The organism is Shinella sp., from assembly GCF_049651085.1.
In the GTDB taxonomy this organism is placed as follows: Bacteria; Pseudomonadota; Alphaproteobacteria; order Rhizobiales; family Rhizobiaceae; genus Shinella.
The window spans coordinates 351659-372733 of sequence record NZ_JBASBL010000004.1 but is presented as its reverse complement, the minus strand read 5'-3'; the positions used below and the strand labels follow the sequence as shown (position 1 = coordinate 372733).

At 64.5% G+C, this 21075-nt stretch carries 18 protein-coding genes; 10 read left to right on the top strand and 8 right to left on the bottom strand.

Annotation, left to right across the window (positions count from 1 at the left end; genetic code table 11):
* The 8 genes from WA950_RS02275 to WA950_RS02240 all read left to right on the top strand — a co-directional run.
* Nucleotides 1–575: ABC transporter ATP-binding protein (locus WA950_RS02275; protein ID WP_424550044.1), on the top strand; the 575-nt coding region annotated here is incomplete at its 5' end.
* Nucleotides 572–1522: an ABC transporter permease gene (locus tag WA950_RS02270; protein ID WP_424550043.1), complete on the top strand. Its 951-nt coding sequence runs from the start codon at nt 572–574 to the stop codon at nt 1520–1522. The genes WA950_RS02275 and WA950_RS02270, both read left to right, overlap by 4 nt.
* Complete coding sequence (locus WA950_RS02265; protein WP_424550042.1) at nt 1512–2327, top strand: ABC transporter permease; 816 nt, start codon at nt 1512–1514, stop codon at nt 2325–2327. Before WA950_RS02270 ends, WA950_RS02265 begins: the two co-directional genes overlap by 11 nt.
* Nucleotides 2328–2359: 32 nt before the next feature.
* Nucleotides 2360–3787 (top strand): gamma-aminobutyraldehyde dehydrogenase, encoded by a 1428-nt coding sequence (locus WA950_RS02260; RefSeq protein ID WP_424550041.1) that lies wholly within the window; start codon nt 2360–2362, stop codon nt 3785–3787.
* Between the two features lie 234 nt (nt 3788–4021).
* On the top strand, nt 4022–6190 hold the full coding sequence (locus WA950_RS02255; RefSeq protein WP_424550040.1) for a TonB-dependent siderophore receptor: 2169 nt from the start codon (nt 4022–4024) through the stop codon (nt 6188–6190).
* Nucleotides 6191–6290: 100 nt separating this feature from the next.
* Entirely contained in the window at nt 6291–6950 is a 660-nt protein-coding gene (fhuF, locus tag WA950_RS02250) for a siderophore-iron reductase FhuF (protein WP_424550061.1), read from the top strand.
* Nucleotides 6947–8053 carry an ABC transporter substrate-binding protein gene (locus tag WA950_RS02245; RefSeq protein ID WP_424550039.1) on the top strand — a complete coding sequence of 369 codons (1107 nt, stop codon included), beginning with the start codon at nt 6947–6949 and terminating at the stop codon, nt 8051–8053. The genes fhuF and WA950_RS02245 overlap by 4 nt, the downstream gene beginning before the upstream one ends.
* Nucleotides 8054–8112: 59 nt before the next feature.
* A complete protein-coding gene (locus WA950_RS02240) occupies nt 8113–8634 on the top strand; it encodes a hypothetical protein (RefSeq protein WP_424550038.1) in 522 nt (173 codons plus the stop codon).
* Between the two features lie 2 nt (nt 8635–8636).
* Here WA950_RS02240 and WA950_RS02235 read toward each other — a convergent pair whose 3' ends face one another.
* From WA950_RS02235 to WA950_RS02220, 4 genes are all read right to left on the bottom strand, one after another.
* The gene (locus WA950_RS02235; RefSeq protein WP_424550037.1) at nt 8637–10181 is read right to left on the bottom strand and encodes a trimethylamine methyltransferase family protein; all 1545 of its coding nucleotides are present in this window, start codon (nt 10179–10181) and stop codon (nt 8637–8639) included.
* A 38-nt stretch (nt 10182–10219) separates the two neighbouring features.
* The gene (locus tag WA950_RS02230; protein ID WP_424550036.1) at nt 10220–11449 is read right to left on the bottom strand and encodes an aromatic ring-hydroxylating oxygenase subunit alpha; all 1230 of its coding nucleotides are present in this window, start codon (nt 11447–11449) and stop codon (nt 10220–10222) included.
* Between the two features lie 68 nt (nt 11450–11517).
* Nucleotides 11518–13965 (bottom strand): GcvT family protein, encoded by a 2448-nt coding sequence (locus WA950_RS02225; protein ID WP_424550035.1) that lies wholly within the window; start codon nt 13963–13965, stop codon nt 11518–11520.
* Nucleotides 13962–16412 (bottom strand): GcvT family protein, encoded by a 2451-nt coding sequence (locus WA950_RS02220; RefSeq protein ID WP_424550034.1) that lies wholly within the window; start codon nt 16410–16412, stop codon nt 13962–13964. Before WA950_RS02220 ends, WA950_RS02225 begins: the two co-directional genes overlap by 4 nt.
* A 129-nt stretch (nt 16413–16541) precedes the next feature.
* Between WA950_RS02220 and WA950_RS02215 the strand changes: the two genes are divergently transcribed.
* Nucleotides 16542–17390: a LysR family transcriptional regulator gene (locus WA950_RS02215; RefSeq protein WP_424550033.1), complete on the top strand. Its 849-nt coding sequence runs from the start codon at nt 16542–16544 to the stop codon at nt 17388–17390.
* 66 nt (nt 17391–17456) lie between these two features.
* Nucleotides 17457–17711 (top strand): hypothetical protein, encoded by a 255-nt coding sequence (locus WA950_RS02210; protein WP_424550032.1) that lies wholly within the window; start codon nt 17457–17459, stop codon nt 17709–17711.
* 3 nt (nt 17712–17714) lie between these two features.
* On the opposite strand, the gene WA950_RS02205 is transcribed toward WA950_RS02210, so the two are convergent.
* The 4 genes from WA950_RS02205 to WA950_RS02190 all read right to left on the bottom strand — a co-directional run bounded on the left by WA950_RS02205 (nt 17715) and on the right by WA950_RS02190 (nt 21016).
* Complete coding sequence (locus WA950_RS02205) at nt 17715–18491, bottom strand: SDR family oxidoreductase (RefSeq protein ID WP_424550031.1); 777 nt, start codon at nt 18489–18491, stop codon at nt 17715–17717.
* A 132-nt stretch (nt 18492–18623) separates the two neighbouring features.
* Nucleotides 18624–18845: a hypothetical protein gene (locus WA950_RS02200; RefSeq protein WP_424550030.1), complete on the bottom strand. Its 222-nt coding sequence runs from the start codon at nt 18843–18845 to the stop codon at nt 18624–18626.
* 174 nt (nt 18846–19019) lie between these two features.
* The gene (locus WA950_RS02195) at nt 19020–20363 is read right to left on the bottom strand and encodes a sensor histidine kinase (RefSeq protein ID WP_424550029.1); all 1344 of its coding nucleotides are present in this window, start codon (nt 20361–20363) and stop codon (nt 19020–19022) included.
* Complete coding sequence (locus tag WA950_RS02190) at nt 20360–21016, bottom strand: response regulator transcription factor (protein WP_424550028.1); 657 nt, start codon at nt 21014–21016, stop codon at nt 20360–20362. Before WA950_RS02190 ends, WA950_RS02195 begins: the two co-directional genes overlap by 4 nt.
* Nucleotides 21017–21075: the final 59 nt, after the last annotated feature.

Genomic DNA, 21075 nt, shown 5'->3' with positions numbered 1-21075 from the left:
TGGCGCTCGCCCGCGCCCTCGTCAACCGCCCGCGCGTGCTCCTCCTCGACGAACCGCTCGGCGCGCTGGACCTGAAGCTGCGCGAGCAGATGCAGGAAGAATTGAAGTCGTTGCAGAAATCGCTCGGCATCACCTTCGTTTTCGTCACCCACGACCAGGGCGAGGCGCTGTCGATGGCCGACCGCATCGCGGTGTTCAGCGACGGCAAGATCCAGCAGCTCGGCACGCCGGAAGACGTCTACAAGCGGCCGAAGACCCGCTTCGTGGCAGACTTCGTCGGCTCTTCCAACGTGCTGCCGCCGGATTTCGTGGAAAGCCTCGGCTTCGGCAAGCACTATGCAAGCCTGCGGCCCGAGGACATCCGGCTCGGCGAGAACGGCACCGGCCGCAAGGAATTCTCCGGCAGCGTGGTGGCGACAAGCTTCCTCGGCGCGGCGAACCGCGTGACGGTCGAGGCGAACGGCGCCCGCGTCGCAGCCATGGTGCCGGCCTCCTCCAGCGTTCCGGCCGAGGGCGAGACGATCACCCTCTCCTTCCTGCCGCAGGACCTGCACACGATGGATGGCGCCCAATGAGCACCGTGGCCGACACCTCCATCCTGACGCGCCGGCAAGGCGCTTCCGCGCGCCTTTCGGATTTCTTCTGGCGCAACCCGGGGATCCTGCTGCTCCTGATGCTGACGCCGCCGCTGCTCTGGCTCGGCGTCATCTATCTCGGCTCGCTCTTTGCGCTCCTGCTGCAGAGCTTCTTCTCGATCGACGATTTTTCCGGGCTGATCAACTACGAGTTTACCTTCGCCACCTACAGGCAGCTGCTCATCCCGTCCAACTTCGACATCATCATCCGGACGGTCACCATGGCCGTGCTGGTGACGCTCGCCTCGGCGACCATCGCCTTCCCGATCGCCTACTACGCGGCGCGCTTTGCGAAGGGAAAATGGAAGGTCATCTTCTATCTCGGCGTCATGCTGCCGCTGTGGTCGAGCTATCTCGTCAAGATCTACGCCTGGAAGCTGATCCTCGCCAAGGAAGGCATCATCACCTGGGCGTTTGGCAAGCTGCACCTGCTCTGGCTGCTCGATGCCTGGCTTGCCCTTCCCGTCGTCGGCGGTTCGTCGCTGTCGATCAGCTATACGGGCACCTTCATCGTCTTCATCTATGTCTGGATGCCCTTCATGATCCTGCCCATCCAGGCATCGCTGGAGCGCGTGCCGGGCAATCTGATCGAGGCCTCCGCAGACCTTGGCGGCAATCCCGCCCAGACTTTCCGCCATGTGCTGTTCCCGCTGGCGCTTCCCGGCATCATCGCCGGCTCGATCTTCACCTTCTCGCTGACGCTGGGCGACTACATCATTCCGCAAATCATCGGTTCGTCGCGGCTCTTCATCGGCCAGGCGGTCTATGCCCAGCAGGGCACGGCCGGCAACATCCCGCTCGCCGCCGCCTTCTCCGTCGTGCCGATCGTCATCATGGGCCTCTATCTCTGGATGGCCAAACGGAAGGGGGCTTTCGATGCGCTCTGATAGAAACACATCCGCCCCGCTCGGCCTCAAGATTGCCGCCGGCGCCGGGCTTGCCTTCCTGCACCTGCCGATCCTGCTCATCTTCCTCTACGCCTTCACGACGGAGGAGAAGAGCTACCAGTTCCCGCCGCCGGGCTACACGCTGCAATGGCTGGCGGTTACCTGGAACCGGCCGGACGTCTGGGAAGCGATGGGGCTTTCTGTCCGCGTCGCCGCGATCTCGACGGCAGTCGCCCTCGTCCTCGGCACGCTCTGCGCAGCCGCCGTCAGCCGCACGCGGTTCTTCGGCCGGGAGGCGATCTCGCTGCTCGTCATCCTGCCCATCGCGCTGCCCGGCATCATCACCGGCATCGCGCTGCGCTCGGCCTTTTCCTTCGCGGAGATCCCCTTCTCCTTCTGGACGATCGTGCTCGGCCACGCGACCTTCTGCGTCGTGGTCGTCTACAACAACGCCGTCGCCCGCTTCCGCCGCATCTCGGGCTCGCTGATCGAGGCCTCGATGGACCTGGGCGCCGACAGCTTCCAGACCTTCCGCTACATCATCCTGCCGAATATCGGCACGGCGCTGCTGGCCGGCGGCATGCTCGCCTTCGCGCTCTCCTTCGACGAGGTGATCGTGACGACATTCACGGCCGGGCAGCAATCGACCCTGCCGATCTGGATGCTCGAGGAACTCGTGCGCCCCCGCCAGCGACCGGTGACGAACGTCGTCGCCATGGTGGTCGTGCTCGTCACCTTCCTGCCGATCCTCGGCGCCTACTACCTCACCCGCGACGGCGACCAGGTTGCCGGCGGCGGCAAATGAACCCCGACAGAACGACAAAAGGGAGAACATCGATGGACACCCAAATGCTGATCGGCTCTCGCTTCGAGGCCGGCACCGAGGCCGAAGAGCAAATCCTGAACCCGAAGACCGGCGGCAAGATCGTCGACCTGCCGGAAGCCTCCTACGCGCAGATCGACGCCGCCGTGGACGCCGCCGAAAAGGCCTTCGTCTCCTGGGCGACCACCACGCCCGCCGAGCGCTCCGGCTACCTGCTGAAGATCGCCGACGCCATCGAGAAGGATGCCGATGCCTTCGCCGCGCTGGAATCGCTGAACTGCGGCAAGCCGATCAACGCGGCGCGCAATGACGAACTGCCAGGCATCGTCGACTGCTGGCGCTTTTTCGCCGGCGCCATCCGCTCGCTGCATGCGCCCGTCGCCGCCGAATACCTGCCCGGCCTCACCTCCATGGTGCGCCGCGACCCGATCGGCATCGTCGGCTCCATCGCCCCGTGGAACTATCCGCTGATGATGATGGCCTGGAAACTCGCCCCGGCGATCGCCGGCGGCAACACCGTCGTCTTCAAACCCTCCGAACAGACGCCGCTGACGGCGCTGAAAATGGCCCGGCTCCTTGCCGACATCCTGCCGGAGGGCGTGGTCAACATCGTGCTCGGCCGCGGCGAGACCGTCGGCAATGCGCTGATCAACCATCCGAAGATCAACATGGTGTCGATCACCGGGGATGTGGCGACCGGCAAGAAGGTTCTGGTGGCCGCCGCCAAGACCGTCAAGCGCACCCATCTGGAACTCGGCGGCAAGGCCCCCGTCGTCGTCTTCGACGATGCCGACCTCGACGCCGTCGTCTCGGGCATCCGCGCCTTCGGCTATTACAATGCCGGGCAGGACTGCACGGCCGCCTGCCGCATCTACGCGCAGGACGGCATCTATGAAAAGCTCGTCGCCGACCTCTCGGCCGCCGTCTCGACCATCAAGTACAACGACCCGGACGATACGCTGAACGAAATCGGCCCGCTGATCTCCCGGCGCCAGCGCGACCGCGTGGCAAGCTTCGTCGAGCGCGCCGCCGAGGTGAAGCATATCGAAATCACCGCGGGCGGACGGGCCGGCAGCGACGAAGGCTATTTCTTCCAGCCGACGGTGGTGGCCGGCGCGACGCAGGACGACGAGATCGTGCGCCGCGAAGTCTTCGGCCCCGTCGTCTCCGTCACCCGCTTCTCCGACGCGGAGCAGGCGATCACCTGGGCGAACGACAGCGACTACGGCCTCGCCTCCTCCGTCTGGACCAAGGATATCGGCAAGGCGATGAAGGCGGCCGCCCGCCTGCAATATGGCTGCACCTGGGTCAACACCCACTTCATGCTGACCACCGAAATGCCGCATGGCGGCGTCAAGCAGTCCGGCTATGGCAAGGACATGTCTATCTACGCGCTGGAGGACTACACCGCCGTCCGGCACGTCATGATCAACCACGGCTGACCCACAGCCGTCGGCCGCTGCACAAGCGGCCGCTCTCCCGGGGTGTTCTCCGCACCCCGGGAGCTTGCATCAGGCGTCCTTTCCCTTGCGATCCGGGTGCCCTCACCCACACACCCTGTTGCAGCCTCGCAACAGGCATTAAAACTTGACCGCAAGAGTCATGTAATCTATTGCAGCGCGCATAATCTTGATGAAAACAGTCATGTTACAGACTGTCGCCAGAAAGTGAGCCGCATGCACAACCCTCTCCGCCCGACGCTTCGACTGGCACTTGCCGGCACCTCCCTCCTGACGCTCGCCACCCTGGCGCTGGCGCAGGACCAGGCAGCGACGACCACGGGCGGGGCGACCGTTCTGGAAGACGTCGTCGTCGACGGCGGCAGCGGCGGCGTCATCAATGCGGATGGCTATGTCGGCAAGAGCAGCGCGACGGGCGCGAAGATCGACACGCCCTTCATCCAGACGCCGCAGTCGATCTCCTCCGTCACCAAGCAGCAGCTTGAGGACCGCAACCCCCAGACCCTTCTCGAAACGCTCGCCTATACGCCCGGCACACGCGTCGGCGGCTACGGGTTCGACCCGCGCTTCGACAGCTTCACGGTGCGCGGCTTCGACGTCACCTATAACGGTGTCTTCCGCGACAACCTTCGCCAGCCCGGCGCCGGCTCCTCGCTGTTCAAGACCGAACCCTACGGCCTCGAGGGCGTCTCCATCCTGCGCGGCCCGTCCTCGGCTCTCTACGGCGCGTCCGGGGCCGGCGGCCTCTACAACCTCATCAGCAAGCGCCCGACGGAAGAGACCCTGCGCGAAGTGCAGGGCCAGTATGGCAGCCACAACCGCTACCAGGGCCAGTTCGATTTCTCCGGCCCGGTCAATGACGAGGATCCGTTCTACTATCGCCTGACAGGTCTGGCCCGCAGCGCCGACACCGAACAGCTGAGCGTGCCGGACGATCGCCTCTATCTCGCGCCTGCCTTCACCTGGAAGCCGGACGAGGACACGCGCCTGACCATTCTCGGCGAATATTCCCGCACCAAGACGGGCGGTACTGCCGCCTACTATTTCGACGGCGTCAATGTCACGGACTATTTCGCCGGCAACCCCGCCTACAACGACTCCATCCAGAACCAGGGCCGCATCGGCTACGAATTCGAGCATCGCCTGAACGAGACCTTCACCTTCCGCCAGAATACCCGTGCGTCCTGGGTGAACATCGACACCGACTGGACCTTCGCCTACGAGCCGAACGCCGTCGACCCGCTGCTGCTCGACAGCAGCGCAGGCACGTTCGAGGAATGGCTGAACACCTACACGGTCGACAACCAGCTGGAAGCCAAGTTCGATACCGGCGCACTGGAACACACGCTGCTTGCGGGCATCGACTTCACCAAGGTCCACTGGAAATCGCTCGACGGACGCGGCACCACCCCGCCGCTCGACACCCGCAATCCGACATTCGGCCGGCCGGTCGATCCGATCGCGCTCCAGACCAAGAGCGTGCAGGATCAGTTCATCACCGGCCTCTACCTGCAGGACCAGATCCGCTACGACGCGCTGACCTTCACGCTCGGCGGACGCTACGACTGGGTCTCGACGGATACGGACAATACCGATCTTGCCAGCGGCGCGCTCACCACGATCAGCCAGGACGACCGCGCCTTCTCCTGGCGCGCCGGCGTGACCTACGAGACCGAATGGGGCATCACGCCCTATGCCAGCTACTCGACCGCCTTCTCGCCGAATGCGGGCGTGAGCCTGGAGACCGGCAATCCCTTCAAGCCGACCGAGAGCGAACAGCAGGAAATCGGCGTGAAGTACCTGCTGCCGGACAGCAACACGCTTCTGACCGCCGCCCTCTTCAATGTCGACCAGTCGAACGGGCTCTATTACGAGGTCGTGAGCCTGCCCTCCGGCCCGGCGAACATCCAGGTGCAGCGCGGCGAGCTGCGCTCACGCGGCCTCGAGCTCGAAGCCTCCACGAGCCTCGAAAACGGCCTCTCGCTGATCGCGTCCTATACCTATACGCAGGCGAAGATCATCGAGGGGCCGGCCGCCACCCTTGGCCACGACGTTTCCTCCGTGCCGCGCCATATGGCCTCGCTCTGGGCGCACTACCGCATGCCCGAGGACGGCGCGCTCGCCGGTCTCGGCTTCGGTGCGGGCGTGCGCTTCACCGGCTCCAGCTATGGCAGCGACGAGAACATCACGAAGAACAGTTCACGCGCCTTCGTCGATGCCTCCATCGACTACGATTTCAGCGCCATCAGCAAGGATTTCGAGGGGCTGAAGCTACAGGTCAATGCGACCAACCTCTTCAACCGGCGCGATCCCGTCTGCTCGGCCGGCTTCTGCTATCGCGACCAGGGCCGCACGGTCATCGGCAGCTTGAAATACTCATGGTAAGCCATTGAACGCCTTTCCCTCCCAGGACAGCGAGACTGCTTTCAGGCCCAGCCTGAAGGCGGTCTTTTCCGGTGAGCATGCATGGTGCGGCGAGAAGATCATGCTCTCGGCGGATCTCGACGGCGCCATGCCGCTCTGCGACTTTCTGGCAGGAAGCGCCTTTGCCGAAACCCTCGACCGCTATGCCGCCAGCCACGGCAAGGCGGACCGCCGGGCGGCGGCTTCCTTCTGGTCGCTCTACTATTTCTCGGCGCTGACCATTCCCTATGTCGTCGCGCGCCGGGCGGAAATCACCCTGCCCGTCGCCTTCGAGGAGATGACCATCGCCATTGGCGAGGATGGCCTGCCGCGCGCCTTCGGCCTGCCGCATGAGGGCGACTGGAGCGGTGGCGAAAACCTCGTCGATTTCGTCACGCCGCTGGTCGATTGCCATCTGTCGCGCGTCGTCGCGCTGCTCAAGGAAAAATCCGGCATCGCGCCGAAACTTGCCTGGAACAACGCGGCCGTCTACATCGACTATGCCTTCAACACGACGGACCGCTCGTCCAGCGAAGGCAGTGACTATTGGCCGTCCCGCCCGCTGTTCGATTGCCCGCTTCTGGCCGATGGCAACAGGAACCCATTCCACGGCTGCCTGCGCCATGAACTGGAGGCAGGCATCACCCACTGTCGCCGCAAGGTCTGCTGCCTGCGCTACATGCTGCCGGGCATTCCAGGCTGCGGCGAACTCTGCGCCCTGCCGGAACTGAGAAAACAATGACACGCCTCCTCGCTTTCCTCGCCGCCACCTTCCTGCTTCTGGCAAGCCTGCCGGCGCACGCCGAGGTGCAGTATCCGCTGACCGTGACGGACGCGCTCGGCCGCAAGGTCACCATTGCCGCCGAACCGAAGGCGATCCTGCTCGGCAGCGGCTTCAACCTCGTGGCGATCTCGCTCATCCATCCCGATCCAGTGAGCATCCTTTCCGGCTGGGCGAGCGACATGAAGGGCGACAACCCGGAAATCTTCGCCCGTTTCAAGAAGAAATTCCCGAAGATCGAGGCGGTGCCGATCATCGGCGACGGCATCACCGTATCCTTCGAGGCCGCGCTATCGCTTGATGCGGACCTTGCGATCCTCGCCAACTGGCAGGCGGAAACGGAACTCGGCAAGCAGGCCATCAGCTATCTGGAGCAGACCGGCGTGCCGGTCGTGGTGGTCGATTTCAACAGCGACGCGCTCGCCAACACCGCGGGCAACATGCGCCTGCTCGGCCAGGTGCTGAACCGCGAGGATCAGGCGAACGCCTTCGCCGACTTCTACGAGGCGCGCGTCAAGCGCATCCGCGACCGGGTGGCAGATCATCCCGAACCCGGCCCGAGCGTGCTGATGGACGCCTTCCCCAATCCGGAAAAGTGCTGCTATGCCTATGGCACCGGGGGCCTTGGCGCCTTTATCGCCATCACCGGCAGCCGCAACATCGCCGAAAGCCTGCCGCCGCAGGGCGGCCTCGTCAATTCGGAATTCATCGTCGCGGCAAACCCGGACGTCTATATTGCGACCGCCTCGCCGGGCGGCACCTACAGCACCTTCTCCATCGGACCCGGCGTTGATCCCGACGAAGCGCGCAGGACGCTGGGGCGGGCTGTCGCCGATCCGGTTCTGTCGAACCTCAAGGCGGTGAAGTCCGGGCGCGTCTACGGCCTGTGGAACTTCTTCAACGCGGTGCCGCTCAACATCCTCGCCGCCGAAGCCTTCGCCCAGTGGTTGCGTCCCGACATCTTTTCCGACATCGACGCCGATGCGACGCTGCGCGAAATCAACGAGCGCTTCGCCGCCGTTCCCTTCGACGGCGCCTACTGGATCAACCTCAAGGTAAATTGAACCGGTTTGCCCTTCCGGCTACCCGCCACGCAGGCTATACCACGCCCAGGAGGACATGAATGATCTGGGCATTTGCAGTCGCGGCGGCGACCATACTTTATCTCGCATTGCGCTTCCGGCGCTTTCAAAGCTGGGTTGAACCCGTCCTCACCATCGTGGTCGCATTCGGACTGACCGCCGCACTTCTCATCTGGTTCGTCGAAGAGCGCGCGCCGTCCCGCGAAAGTACGGCGACGACGACGGAGGACACAACCCCGGCGCTCACCGCCGACACGGCCGAACTGTCCGGGATGCAGGCCAGCGCCGGCCAGACAAGGACGAGCTACCGCGTCACCGGCAACATCGCCAACAAGGGCGACGCGCCCATGCAGTCCTTCCGCCTCGACGTGGTGCTGTCCGACTGTCCGAACGGCACCTGCCGCGAGGTCGGCCGCGACAGTGCGCTGATCGTGCTGCGCGTCCTGCCGGGCGAAAGCCAGCCCTTCAGCACCTTCGCCGTCTTCCCCGGCAGCGACCTCACCCCGGTCACGACGCCGCAATGGGATTTCGGCGTGCGCGATGTGCAGGCCGTGAGGCGCTGAAATCAGAAGTAGATCCTGAACTTCTCCCGCACCGCCTGGTCCGTCGCAAAATCGAAGAGCGGGCCACCGGCTTCCGCCAGAATGCGGTTCTTGCGTTCGATCGCCTTCTGGATCAGGTCCGGCCTGCCGATCTCGGCCCATTCCTTCGGGCTCGTGCGGTCGGCGACGGCCGGGTAGACATATTCCGTCTGCATCAGCGACAGGGTCTGCGGATCGCCGAGATAGTGGCCGGGGCCTTCGAGGCAGACGGAGCGCATGGTTTCCAGCGACACCGAATCCTCCGTCACGTCGATGCCGCGCACGCAGCGCTGCACCTGGCCGAGAAGATCGTCGCCGAGCACGAGGCTTTCCAGGCAGAAGCCGAGCAGCGAGGCATGCATGCCGACCGCCTCATAGACCATGTTGAGGCCGGATAGGCCGGCCATGACGTTCGAGATCGCCTGTTCCCAGCCGGCCTGCATGTCGGGCAGCTTGGCGTCCGCGATACCGGCGGCCGCCCCGCCCGGAAGGCCGTAGAACTGGTGCATCTGCGCGCAGCCCGCCGTCAGCAGGGCCTGTTCGCCCGAACCGCCGGACATGGCGCCGGTGCGAAGGTCGGACACGAAGGGCCAGGTGCCGAAGATCGCCGGATGGCCGGGGGCCATGGCATTGACATAGACGACGCCCGCAAGGCATTCGGCGACGGCCTGCACGATCGCGGTGGCGAGCGGCGCGGGCGCGGTCGCCCCCGCCTGCCCCGCCGAAAGCAGGAGTATCGGCATGCCGGCCCGGATGCAGGCCTCCATGGTGATGCAGCTTTCCTCGGCAAACTTCATCGGCGGCACGACGAAGCAGTTGGAATTCGACACGAAGGGCCGCGCCCGCCACTTGTCCTCGCCGCCCGCCATCATGTGGATGAGGTCGAAGCAACCCTCGACGTGCGAGGGATCGGAGAAGCTGGTGCCGACATGCTTGGTGGTGCCCGCACAGCAGCCGTAGAGCGTGTTGATATCCATCAGGAAATTGTCGGCAACGTCACGGCAGACCATCGCCCGCTGGAAGAAATGCACATTGTCGAGGTGATGGACGAGCTGGGCGGCGTTGAAGAGATCCTTCGCCGTAGATTCGCGATACTCGCGCTTCTCAACATCGACAACATGCACTGCCGCGCCGGCCGTGCCGTAATAGACGCGGGTGCCGGACAGTTCGAGGTCGTATTTCGGATCGCGGCCATGGAGCGTGATGTCGCGCGCGGCGAGCGCCAGCATGTCCTCCACCAGCGCGCGCGGGAAGCGCAGGCGCCCGTCCTCGCCAAGGATCGCGCCCGCACCGGTCATGATCTCGATACCGGATTTCGGCGCATTGGCCAGGCCGATATTTTCCAGCGCATCCAGCGCCGCCTCATGGATGCGGCGAACGCCCGCCTCCGTCAGCGGCTTGTACTGGCCGCCGGGCAGGCCAGGGCGTATGGGACGGACATTTTCTGCCAGCGGCGCGGCGCGCATGGCGACGCGGGCGGCACGCCCCCCGGCGCGGCGGGACGTATGGGGTGATTCAGCAATGCTCATTCCATTCCCTCCCGTTCGTCCGCCGCGCACCGGTTGCGTCAGGGACGGCTGATTTCGTCCAGATACCAGTCGATGTAGCGGAGTTCGTTGTGCTCCATGGGCGCGATGGGGCCGGGCACGAAATAGTGCGAACGAACGCCCCGCGCGGTATGCTCGATGATCGTCTTGTCTTCGGCGGTCGTGACCTTCCAGAGCCATGTGAGCTTGTCGAGGTCGTAGTCCCTGCCCTCCTCGGCCTTGCCGTCGACGAGCCAGATCAGCTCCATCTCGCAGGTCTCCGCCGTCTTCGGAATGAAGCGATAGATCATGCCGTGGTCGGGATAGCAGACAAGGAAGGTCGTGCCGCCGAGATGGATGGAGGTCACACCGCCGTCGAAATCGGTAAAGCGCCCCATCAGCGGCGCGACCGCCGTGCCGTCCTCGCTGCCGCTCTGCACGCCTTCGTAGAGCGCATAGCGGAAGGCATGGATCGCCTCGCGGCCTTCGCGCGACATCTGCCAGTGATTGCCCGAACCGATGTCGATGCCGAGCGCGCAGGTGCGCGCTTCCATCGCCTCGTTCAGCGCCTCGATCATGTGCAAGGGCTGTTCCAGGGCGTGGGTCTGCGAATATTCCGGGTGCGCGGGCCCGCAGTGGTAGCATTCCACATAGTTTTCGACGGCAAGCTTCCAGTTGGCCGAAACCGGATAGGTTTCCCGGTGGGCGACCTTTGCCTGCGCCCAGCCATATTGGCCGCAGGTCGCATGCAGCAGGTTCTCCACCCCGGAAAAATCGAGGGGCTGCTCTGCGAAGGAGATGAAGATCAGCCCTTCGGCGACCCGCACATGCAGGGTCTTCAGCCCGTGATCCTCGCGCTTGAAATCCTTCGGCATGAGGCGAGCGGCCCTGAGGCTCCCGTCATTGCCGTAGGTCCAGGCATGATAGGGGCAGACGAAGACGCGGGCATTGCCCTTCTGCTTGGTGCAGACTTCCGCACCGCGATGGCGGCAGACATTGAGCATCGCATGGATCGACCCATCGGTCGCACGGGTGACGATCACCTGCTCGGTGTCGATGCGGAAGACCTCGAAATCGTTCGCGTTCGGGATGACGCTCTCATGGGCAATGCAGTGCCAGTGACGGCGGAACACCCGTTCGATATCGCGCCGGTAGATCGCCTCGTCATGATAGAACGCACGCGCGAGGCCATGGCCCGGCCGGTGTTCGGCAACGAGACGATCGATCGGATCGGCATCGGGAGACCTGTTGGTGTTGTCGGGGTGAAGCATGCCATTCTCACAGGAAGATCGATACCGGTGCGCCTCGACCGGCAAGGGCATTTCAATAGGTGCGCGCCTCAGGCGCGCACTCTCTCCGCCTTCGGATCGTACATGGGCGCGAGCGAGGCTTCCGCCTTCACCCTGACGCCGGCAATCTCGACCTCGTAGTTCGAGGCCAGCACATCCGCCTCGCTTTCGCCCTGGCAGGGCACGTAGCCCATGCCGATCGCGCCGCCGAGATGGTGCCCGTAGTTGCCCGAGGTGATGGTCGAGACGATTTTCCCGTCGCGCACCAGCGCCTCGTTGTGGAAGAGCAGCGGCTCGGGGTCGGTGAGCCTGAACTGCACCATGCGGCGCTTCAGGCCCTCCTCCTGCCTGCGCAGCACCGCATCGCGGCCGATGAACTCGCCCTTCCCGGTGCGCACGGCAAAGCCGAGGCCGGCTTCCAGCACATGATCCTCGTCCGTTATGTCATGGCCGAAATGGCGGAAGGCCTTTTCGATGCGGCAGCTGTCGAGCGTGTGCAGGCCGCAGAGTTTGAGGCCGACATCGGCCCCCGCTTCCTCCAGCGCCTCGAAGACATGCGCCGTCTGGTCGGTGGAGACGTATAGCTCCCAGCCGAGTTCGCCGACATAGGTGACGCGGTGGGCGCGGGCGAGGCCCATGCCGATCTCGATCTCCCGCGCCGTTGCGAATGGATGCTTGGCGTTGGAAAAATCGTTCGGGCTGACCTTCTGCATCAGGTCGCGCGCTTTCGGCCCCATGACGCAGAGCACGCTTTCGGCAGCCGTGACATCGGTGATGACGACGAACTCGTCGTTCAAGTGCTTGCGCAGCCAGGCAAGGTCGCGCTGAAGCGTCGCGCCGGGCACGACGAGGAAGAAGGCGGTCTCCGACAGGCGCGTCACCGTCAGGTCGCTCTCGATACCGCCGCGCGCGTTGAGCATCTGCGTGTAGACGATCCTGCCGGGGGCGACGTCCATCTGGTTGGCGCAGAGCCTTTGCAGGAAGGCAAGCGCATCGCGCCCCTCCACGCGGATCTTGCCGAAGGAGGTCATGTCGAAGAGGCCGACGCCATTGCGCACGGCAAGATGTTCCTCCCGCTGGTTCTCGAACCAGTTCTGCCGCTTCCACGAATAGCGGTATTCCCGCTCCTGCCCCTCTTTCGCGAACCAGTTGGCGCGCTCCCAGCCGGCGACTTCGCCGAAGACGGCGCCGCGGGCCTTCAGGTGCTCGTGCAGCGGCGAACGACGCACGCCGCGGGCCGTCGCCATCTGGCGATAGGGGAAATGGTCGGCATAGAGCAGGCCCAGCGTCTCGGAAACGCGATCCTTGAGATAGGCGCGATTCTTCTGGAACGGCTGGGCGCGGCGGATATCGACCTCCCAGAGATCGAACGGCGCTTCGCCGTCGTTCATCCATTGGGCAAGCGCCATGCCGGCACCGCCGGAGGAGACGATGCCGATGGAATTGTAGCCGGCGGCGACCCAGTAGCCCTTCAGTTGCGGGGCCTCGCCGAGATAGTAGCGATCATCCGGCGTGAAGCTTTCCGGGCCGTTGAAGAAGGTGTGGATGCCCGCCGTTTCCAGCATCGGCATGCGGTTGATCGCATTTTCGAGGATCGGCTGGAAGTGGTCGAAATCCTCCGGCAACTGGTCGAAGCAGAAGTCTTCCGAAATGCCGTCCATGCCCCAGGGCTTGGCCTTCAGCTCGAAGGCGCCGATCAGCATCTTGCCGGCATCCTCCTTGTAATAAGTGCATTCGTCCGGCACGCGCAGGACCGGCAGGCGCGTGAGGTTCGGGATCGGCTCGGTGACGATGTAGAAATGCTCGCAGGCATGCAGCGGCAGCGTGACGCCGGACATGTCGGCGAGCGTGCGGCCCCACATGCCGGCGGCATTGACGACATTCTCCGTCTCGATGGTGAAGGTCTCGCCGTTCTGCTCGCAGGCAACGCCCGTCACCCGGCCGTCCTTCGTCAGCACCGACGTCACCTTGACGTTCTCGATGACCGTCGCACCGTTCTGCCGCGCGCCTTTTGCCAAGGCCATCGCGATGTTGGCCGGGTCGCACTGGCCATCGAGCGGCAGGTGCACGGCGGCCTTCACATCCGCCGTGTTGAGGTGCGGATACATCGCCTTCACCTCGTCGACGGAGATTTCCCGCACGTCGATGTCGAAGGCACGCGCGAGCGATGCCTGGCGGTAGATCTCCTCCTTGCGCTCATCCGTCAGCGCCACGGTCATCGAGCCACACTGGCGCATACCGGTGCCGATGCCTGTCTCGGCCTCGAGCTTGACGTAAAGGTCAGCGGAATATTTGGCGAGGCGCGTCATGTTCTGCGAGGCGCGCAGCTGGCCGATCAGGCCGGCGGCATGCCAGGTGGTGCCTGACGTGAGCTGTTTGCGCTCCAGCAGCACCACGTCCGTCCAGCCGAGTTTCGCCAGGTGATAGGCGACCGAGCAGCCGGAGACGCCGCCGCCGATGATGACGGCTCTCGCCTTTTGGGGAACGGGCTTCGTCATGCGCGCAGTCTTTCATTGTTGGGATCGAAGAGCGGGCCGTCGGGCTGGACGGTCGCCTTGAAACGGTCGCCGTAGATTTCGACCTCGATCTGCGTGCCCGGCACGGCAAGGTCGGCGCGCAGCATGCCGAGCGCGATGGATTTGCCGGTGCGGTAGCCCCAGTTGCCGGAGGTCGTCTCGCCGACAACCTTGCCGCCATGCCAGAGCGTCGACATGTAGGGCGCATCGCAATCGCCGGCCTCCACCGTCAGCAGCACGAAGCGCTTCGAGACGCCTTGCTGCTTTTCGCGCTCCAGTGCCGCCTTGCCCTTGAAGTCGGGCTTGGCCCAGTCGACGAAGCGGTCGAGGCCGCCTTGCAGGATCGTGTAATCGGTCGAAAGGTCGCCCTTCCAGGCGCGGTAGCCCTTCTCGATGCGCAGGCTGTCGAGCGCCTCCATGCCGAAGGGTTTCAGGCCGTGCTTCTGGCCGGCATCCCAGACAGCATCGAAGATCGCGGCGGTATCCTCGACCTTGCTGTGGATTTCCCAGCCGAGTTCGCCGGCGAAGGAAACGCGCACCAGCTGGCACCAGTGGTCGGCGATCCGGCAGCTCTGGTGCGTCAGCCAGCCCTTGGAAAGGTCGGCATCCGAGACTTCCGCGAGGATCGCACGGGAATTGGGGCCGGACAGGATCTGGCAGGAGAAGTTCTCCGTGACGTCATCGATGGTGAAGGCGGCATCCTTCGGCAGGTGCTTCTGCAGCCATTCGAAATCGTGCCACTGGGCGGTCGCGGCGGTGATGAGGAAGAAGAAGTCCTCGTCCAGCATCATGACCGACATTTCCGTGACGATGCGGCCCTTGTCGTCGGAGAAATAGGCAAGGCCGATGCGGCCGGGCTTCGGCAGCTTGCCGGTGGTCAGGGTGGAGAGCCACGCCGTCGCCCCTTCTCCCCTGACGCGGAAGCGCGAGAAGCCGGGAAGGTCGAGGATGCCGGCGGCTTCAGCGACGGCGCGGCATTCTTCCTCGATGCGCGGCCGCCATGGCCCTTCGCGGTTCCAGGTTTGGGTGGACGCTTCAGACGTGTCGTCGCCGGGCCGGGCATACCAGTTGGCGCGCTCCCAGCCGTTGAAGGGCTTGAACTGGCCGCCGAGCGCCTTGATGCGGTCGTGGATCGGCGAGAGCTTCATGTCCCGCCCGGCCGGCCAGGCGTGCTTCGGGAAATGCATGGCATATTCGTGGCCGTAGATTTCCATGCCCTTGGCGACGCAATAATCCGTGTCGGCGGCGAAGGACGTGTAGCGGCGCGGATCGCAGGACCACATGTCCCATTCCGTCTCGCCCTCCGTCACCCACTCTGCCAGAACCTTGCCGGCACCGCCGGCCTGGCAGATGCCGAAGGTGAAGACGCAGGCCTCATAGGCGTTCGGCACGCCGGGCATGGGGCCGAGCAGCGGATTGCCGTCCGGCGCATAGGGGATCGGCCCGTTGATCATGCGCGACAGGCCGGCCGTGCCGAGGATCGGCACGCGCTCGACGGCGTCGTTGAGATACCATTCGAGCCGGTCCAGATCGTCAGGGAAGAGCTGGAACGAAAAGTCGTCCGGCATCGGATCGTCCGGCGTCACCCAATGCGCCTTGCAGTTGCGTTCATAGGGGCCGAGATTCATGCCCGTCTTTTCCTGACGGAGATAGTAGGAGCTGTCGACGTCGCGCAGCAGCGGCAGCTTGTGTCCGGCTTCCCTCGACCAGGCGGCAAGTTCCGGGATTTCCTCGAACAGCATATATTGATGGCTCATCACCATCATCGGCACGTCGCGGCCGAACCATTTGCCGACCTCGCGGGCATAGTAGCCGGCGGCATTGACGACCTTCTCGCAGCGGATTTCGCCCTGCGGCGTGGAGATCACCCATTCCTCGCCCTCACGGCGCGCGCCGGTTGCCGGACAGAAGCGGAAGATCTTCGCGCCCATGTCGCGGGCACCCTTGGCGAGCGCCTGCGTCAGCTGCGCCGGATCGATGTCGCCGTCATTGGGGTCGTAGAGCGCGCCGGTGAGGTCATGCGTTTCGAGGAAGGGATATTTGCCGCGAATCTCGTCGGGCGAGAGAATGTCAAGATCCATGCCCTGATAGCGGCCCATGCCGACGACGCGCTTGAATTCCTGCAAGCGCTCCTTCGAATGGCCGAGGCGGATGGAGCCGGTGACGTGGTAGTTCATCGGATAGTCGACCAGCACGCCAAGCTCGCGGTAGAGCGAGGCAGAATAGCGCTGCATGTTCATGATCGACCAGGAGGAGGAGAAGGTCGGCACGTTGCCGGCCGCATGCCAGGTAGAGCCGGCGGTCAGCTCGTTCTTCTCCAGAAGCACGCAATCCGTCCATCCGGCCTTCGCCAGATGATAGAGCGCAGACGCACCCACGGCGCCTCCGCCGATAATGACGACACGGGCATGGCTTGGCAGTGCGGACATTCTCGTTCCCCTTCTTTGACCCGGATTTGTGGCAACCAAAGCGCCGGGCGGCAAGCGGGCGGAATTCGCTTTATTAATCGATAATCTCGATTACAGTGCCGTCAAACATTGGAAAAATACGGCGCGTTCATGCAAATTGTCCTGATTGAGACATTCCTGGACCTGATGGAAACCCGCAACTTCAACCGCACGGCGGAGCGGCTGAACATCACGCAGTCGACGGTCACCCACCGCATCAAGGCGCTGGAGGCGATGTTCGCCCGCAAACTGTTCGCCCGCAACAAGGGCGGAACCCAGCCGACCGCCGCGGGCCTGCGTTTTCTCGATCATGCAAAGGCCCTGCAACATCAATGGCATGAGGCCTCGCGCGCGGTGGAGACGGCAGGCGCCTACGAGCGCTCCATGCGCATCGGCCTGCAACACGACCTTGCCGCCCACTATGCCGGCGACTGGCTGGCGGCGGTTCGCAAGGAACTGCCGGCCACCTCGATCTATCTGGAGGTCGACTATTCCAACCAGATGAACCGCGACCTCGGCGCGGGCGAACTCGACCTCGCCATCCTCTTCACGCCGCATTACCTGCCGGATCTCCACTACGAGCGGATCGGGGACGTGATCTACGAGATGGTGAGCAGCAGGGTGACGCGCATCGAGGATGTGAGGCCGCAGGACTATATCCAGGCGGTCTATTCGCCCGCCTTCGACCGGCTGCACCGGCAGGCCCATCCGGAGCTTTCGACCGCGCCGATCGCCAGCGGCGAGACGACCGCCATCCTGGCGCTGATGCAAAAGCTCGGCGGCTCGGCCTTCGTGCCCGCGGAGGACGCCAGACGCCTGCTGAGAAGCGGCGCGGCGAGCCGGGTTGCGGGCGCCGAACCGATCGCACAGGCCGTCTATGCCGCCGTCAACGTGCGCACCCGCCATGCACACCAGCATCGCCGGATCATCACCATCCTTCAGTCGCTGCTGGCCGCATGAACCATTGAAACGGGCGGGGGCGATGCCCTATTAACGGCAAACCCGATTCCGACGAAGGAGACGTCCATGGCCGCCCGCGACCGCTATTCGCGCAAACTCGAATGCGCCATGTGCGGCAATTCCGGCTATGCCGAAGTCTCGGAAGACGACATGCCGACCCGCAAGACCCCCGATTTCACGGTGGATTCGCTGCCGCACGGCTTCCTGACCGAGCGCCCGTCGAAATATCCCGACAAGCACATGATCCGCTGCCGCTGCGGCCATATCTTCAAGTTCCAGCAAAAAACGGTCTATGCCGAAGGCGGCGAGCCGCGGCGCTAGTCCCTACCCGCGCCCGACGAGGGGCATCGCCGTTGCCATCACCGTCATGGTCAGCACGTTGGCATCAAGCGGCAGGCTCGCCATGTAGATCACCGCATCGGCGACATGCTTGACCGACATCGTGGGTTCGGGCGCGATTTCTCCGTTGGCCTGCAACACGCCCGTGCTCATCCTCGATGTCATGTCCGTTGCGGCATTGCCGATATCGATCTGGCCGCAGGCAATGTCGTATTTGCGCCCGTCAAGCGCGGTGGACTTGGTCAGGCCGGTAATGGCGTGCTTCGTCGCCGTATAGGGCGCCGAGTTCGGCCGGGGCGTGGTGGCGGAAATCGAGCCGTTGTTGATGATGCGTCCGCCCCGCGGGCTCTGATCCTTCATGATCCTGAAGGCCTGCTGGGTGCAGAGGAACGACCCCGTGATATTCGCCGCAAGGATGTTGGACCATTCCTCGAAGGGAATATCCTCCAGAAGCGCGGGCGAGACATTGGAGCCGGCATTGTTGACAAGCAGGTCGAGCCGGCCGAATTCCTGCTTCACTTCTGCAAAGACCGCCGCCACCTGCAACGGATCGCCGACATCGCAGGCGATGCCCCGGACGCGGTTGCCCGTCTCGGCGGAAACCGCCGCCGCCGCCGCTTCCAGAACGGCAAGCCGCCGTCCGGTAATGACGACCGCATAGCCCTCGGCGCTGAGGCCCCGCGCGACCGCAAGCCCCACGCCCGTGCCGCCGCCCGTTACCAGTGCGATCTTGCCCTCGCCCGTCCTGCCCCAGTCCGCCATGTCAATCCTCCGCCGGAATCGTCGCTGCGCCAAGGCGCAGACAGGACGTAACGCGAAGAGCCGCGAAAGTCATCCGCGGAACAAGCCGGCCGTCTCGAATCCGGAGCAGTCGGTCCGATGGAGCAAGAATTGTCAGGAGTGCAGACGAATGCGTTCGCGACGTTCGCGCAATGCTGCAAGTTCCAGAACGATATGAATTTTGCGTGCTTCATCCATCGCCGCGGCGATGGTTTCGGTGATGACGCGAAGGCTGTCTTCGGACACCAGCGGCGATGGTCCGCGGCACTCCGCGGCATGCAGTTTGCAAAGCGTGCTGGCCAGCAGCCGCGCATAGTCTTCCGGTTTGCGACCCATATTCCCCACCTTTTTTGCTTATAGCCACATAAAACCACACGATGCGGCATAAAGCCACACCTTTATCACATGCTAATGGAAAAAATTACGGGCAAACCCGCCGGCCCTTTCGGGGGTGAGATGCTGCAAATCGAGACTGTTCGGGAATGAAGCAGGCGGCGCATGCGCCCTGTGTCAGCCTGTGGCAGGAAACACGATCTCTGCCTGAAATCCATCAACATGCCCCGGAACGGGCGATGTCAGGACAAGGTTTGCCCGCATCTGCGCAAGCAGGCGTTCGGCGATGGAAAGCCCGAGGCCAGAGCCGGGAGCCAGGGTTTTGCCGCGGGAAAAGCGTTTTCGCAGGGAGACCAGCTCCAGCTCGGACAGGCGGGGGGCGCCGTTGGAAATGCACACATTGCCCGTTTCGGAAACGAAAATGTCGACCGGTTCGCCAACCCGTCCGTGCAGAAGAGCGTTTTCGACGAGGTTTCGCAACACGATGGCAAAGGCATCCGCCGCGCCCTCGCGCAGCACCGCCCCCGCAGGATCGATCTGCAAGCGGATGCGCGCCGCATCTTCTGAAGCGCGCTGGAAATCCGTGACCACGACGCGGACCACATCGGCCACGTCGAAGGTGCTTTGCGACACGCCGATCCCCGCCTCGGCGCGGGCGAGTTGGAGAAGCTTTTCCGTAAGGCGGGTCAGTTTTTGCAGCGAGGCTTCGATCTGCCGGGCGCGCGCACGCGTCGGAGCTTCCCGCAGCTCGGAAAGAAGCAGCTGGGTCTGCGCCAATGCGCCGGCGATGGGCGTACGCAGTTCGTGCGCGCTGTTGGCGGTGAATTCCCGCTCGGCGGCCAGCACGGCGCGCAGGCGCACCAGCAGAAGATTGACCGAGCGCAGGATCGGCTTCAGCTCCAGAGGCAGATCCGCCGCCGCGATGGAGGCGAGATTGCCGCCATCCTTCTCGCCGATGGCCGCGCGAAGGGTTTCCACCGGCGACAGCACGCGCCGCACGATAAACCAAACAGCCGCGATGGTAACGGGAACGATGAGCAGCACCGGCAGCAGCAGGGCGAACGCGCCCTCCATCATCGCCTCGCGCCGCTCCGCCGCGGAATCCTTGACCTGCACGAAAATCGTGCCGTCCGGCGCGGCGGTCGTGTAGATCCGCCCGGTATCGCTCTGCCAGAATCCGACCGTCAGCGGCGCGTCGAAAGCTTGGGCCGCCGCACTGTGCGAGTGCAGCAGCACGCGGCCCGTCGTGTCGCGCACCTGGTAGGTCAGGTATTCTTCCTCCGAAGGCGCGCGCATGGCCTCGACACGGTGCGGCTTGGTCAGGTCGCCATGCCGCAAGAGATCATCGGCAACGAGCGGCATCAGGCGCTCGGCCGTCTCCTGCAGGGCGCTGTCGAATATCTCGCCGAACTCGTCATGCATGACCAGTGCGCCGAATCCGACCGCCACGAGCCACAGCAGGGTGACGGTCGCCGTGATCCACAGCATGAGTTGCCCGGCAAGGCTGCGCAGACCGCTCATCGGCCCAGCCTGTAGCCAATGCCGCGCAGCGTCTCGACGCAGTCCCGGCCAAGCTTCTTGCGCAGCCGGCTGACATAGACCTCCACCGTGTTGCTCTCGATTTCCGAGCCGAAGGCGTAGAGCGCTTCCTCGATCTGGCTTTTGGAGACGATGGCGTCGGGCCGGGCGGCAAGCCGAGCCAGCACCGCCCATTCGCGGCTGGAGAGGTCGACGGGCTCTCCCTCGCGCAACACCCGGCGGTCGGCAAGCTGGATCGTCAGCGGCCCGGCCTCCAGCACCGGAAGCGCCGCGCCCGCATAACGCCGGGCGACGGCCAGCATGCGCGCGCCGAGTTCGCCGAGGTTGAACGGCTTGACGAGATAGTCGTCCGCCCCGCTGTTCAGCCCCTCGATGCGGTCGGAAATCTGGTCATGCGCGGTCAGGATGATGATCGGCGTCACCGCGCCGGCGCGGCGCAGGTCCGTCAGCAGCGACAGCCCGCTGCCGTCCGGCAGGCGCAGGTCGAGCAGGATGAGATCGTAGTCCACCGTGCCGGCCGCACTGCGGCCATCGTCCAGCATCTGCATCCAGTCGACGGCGTGGCCGAGCCCGGCGACGAAATCGCGCACCGCCTCGCCCAGAACGGCATCGTCCTCGATCAGCAGAACTCTCAAGCGCCCGGCTCTCCCCACAACAGCGGCATGAAGGCCGCCTTCCGATCCCGGACAATACA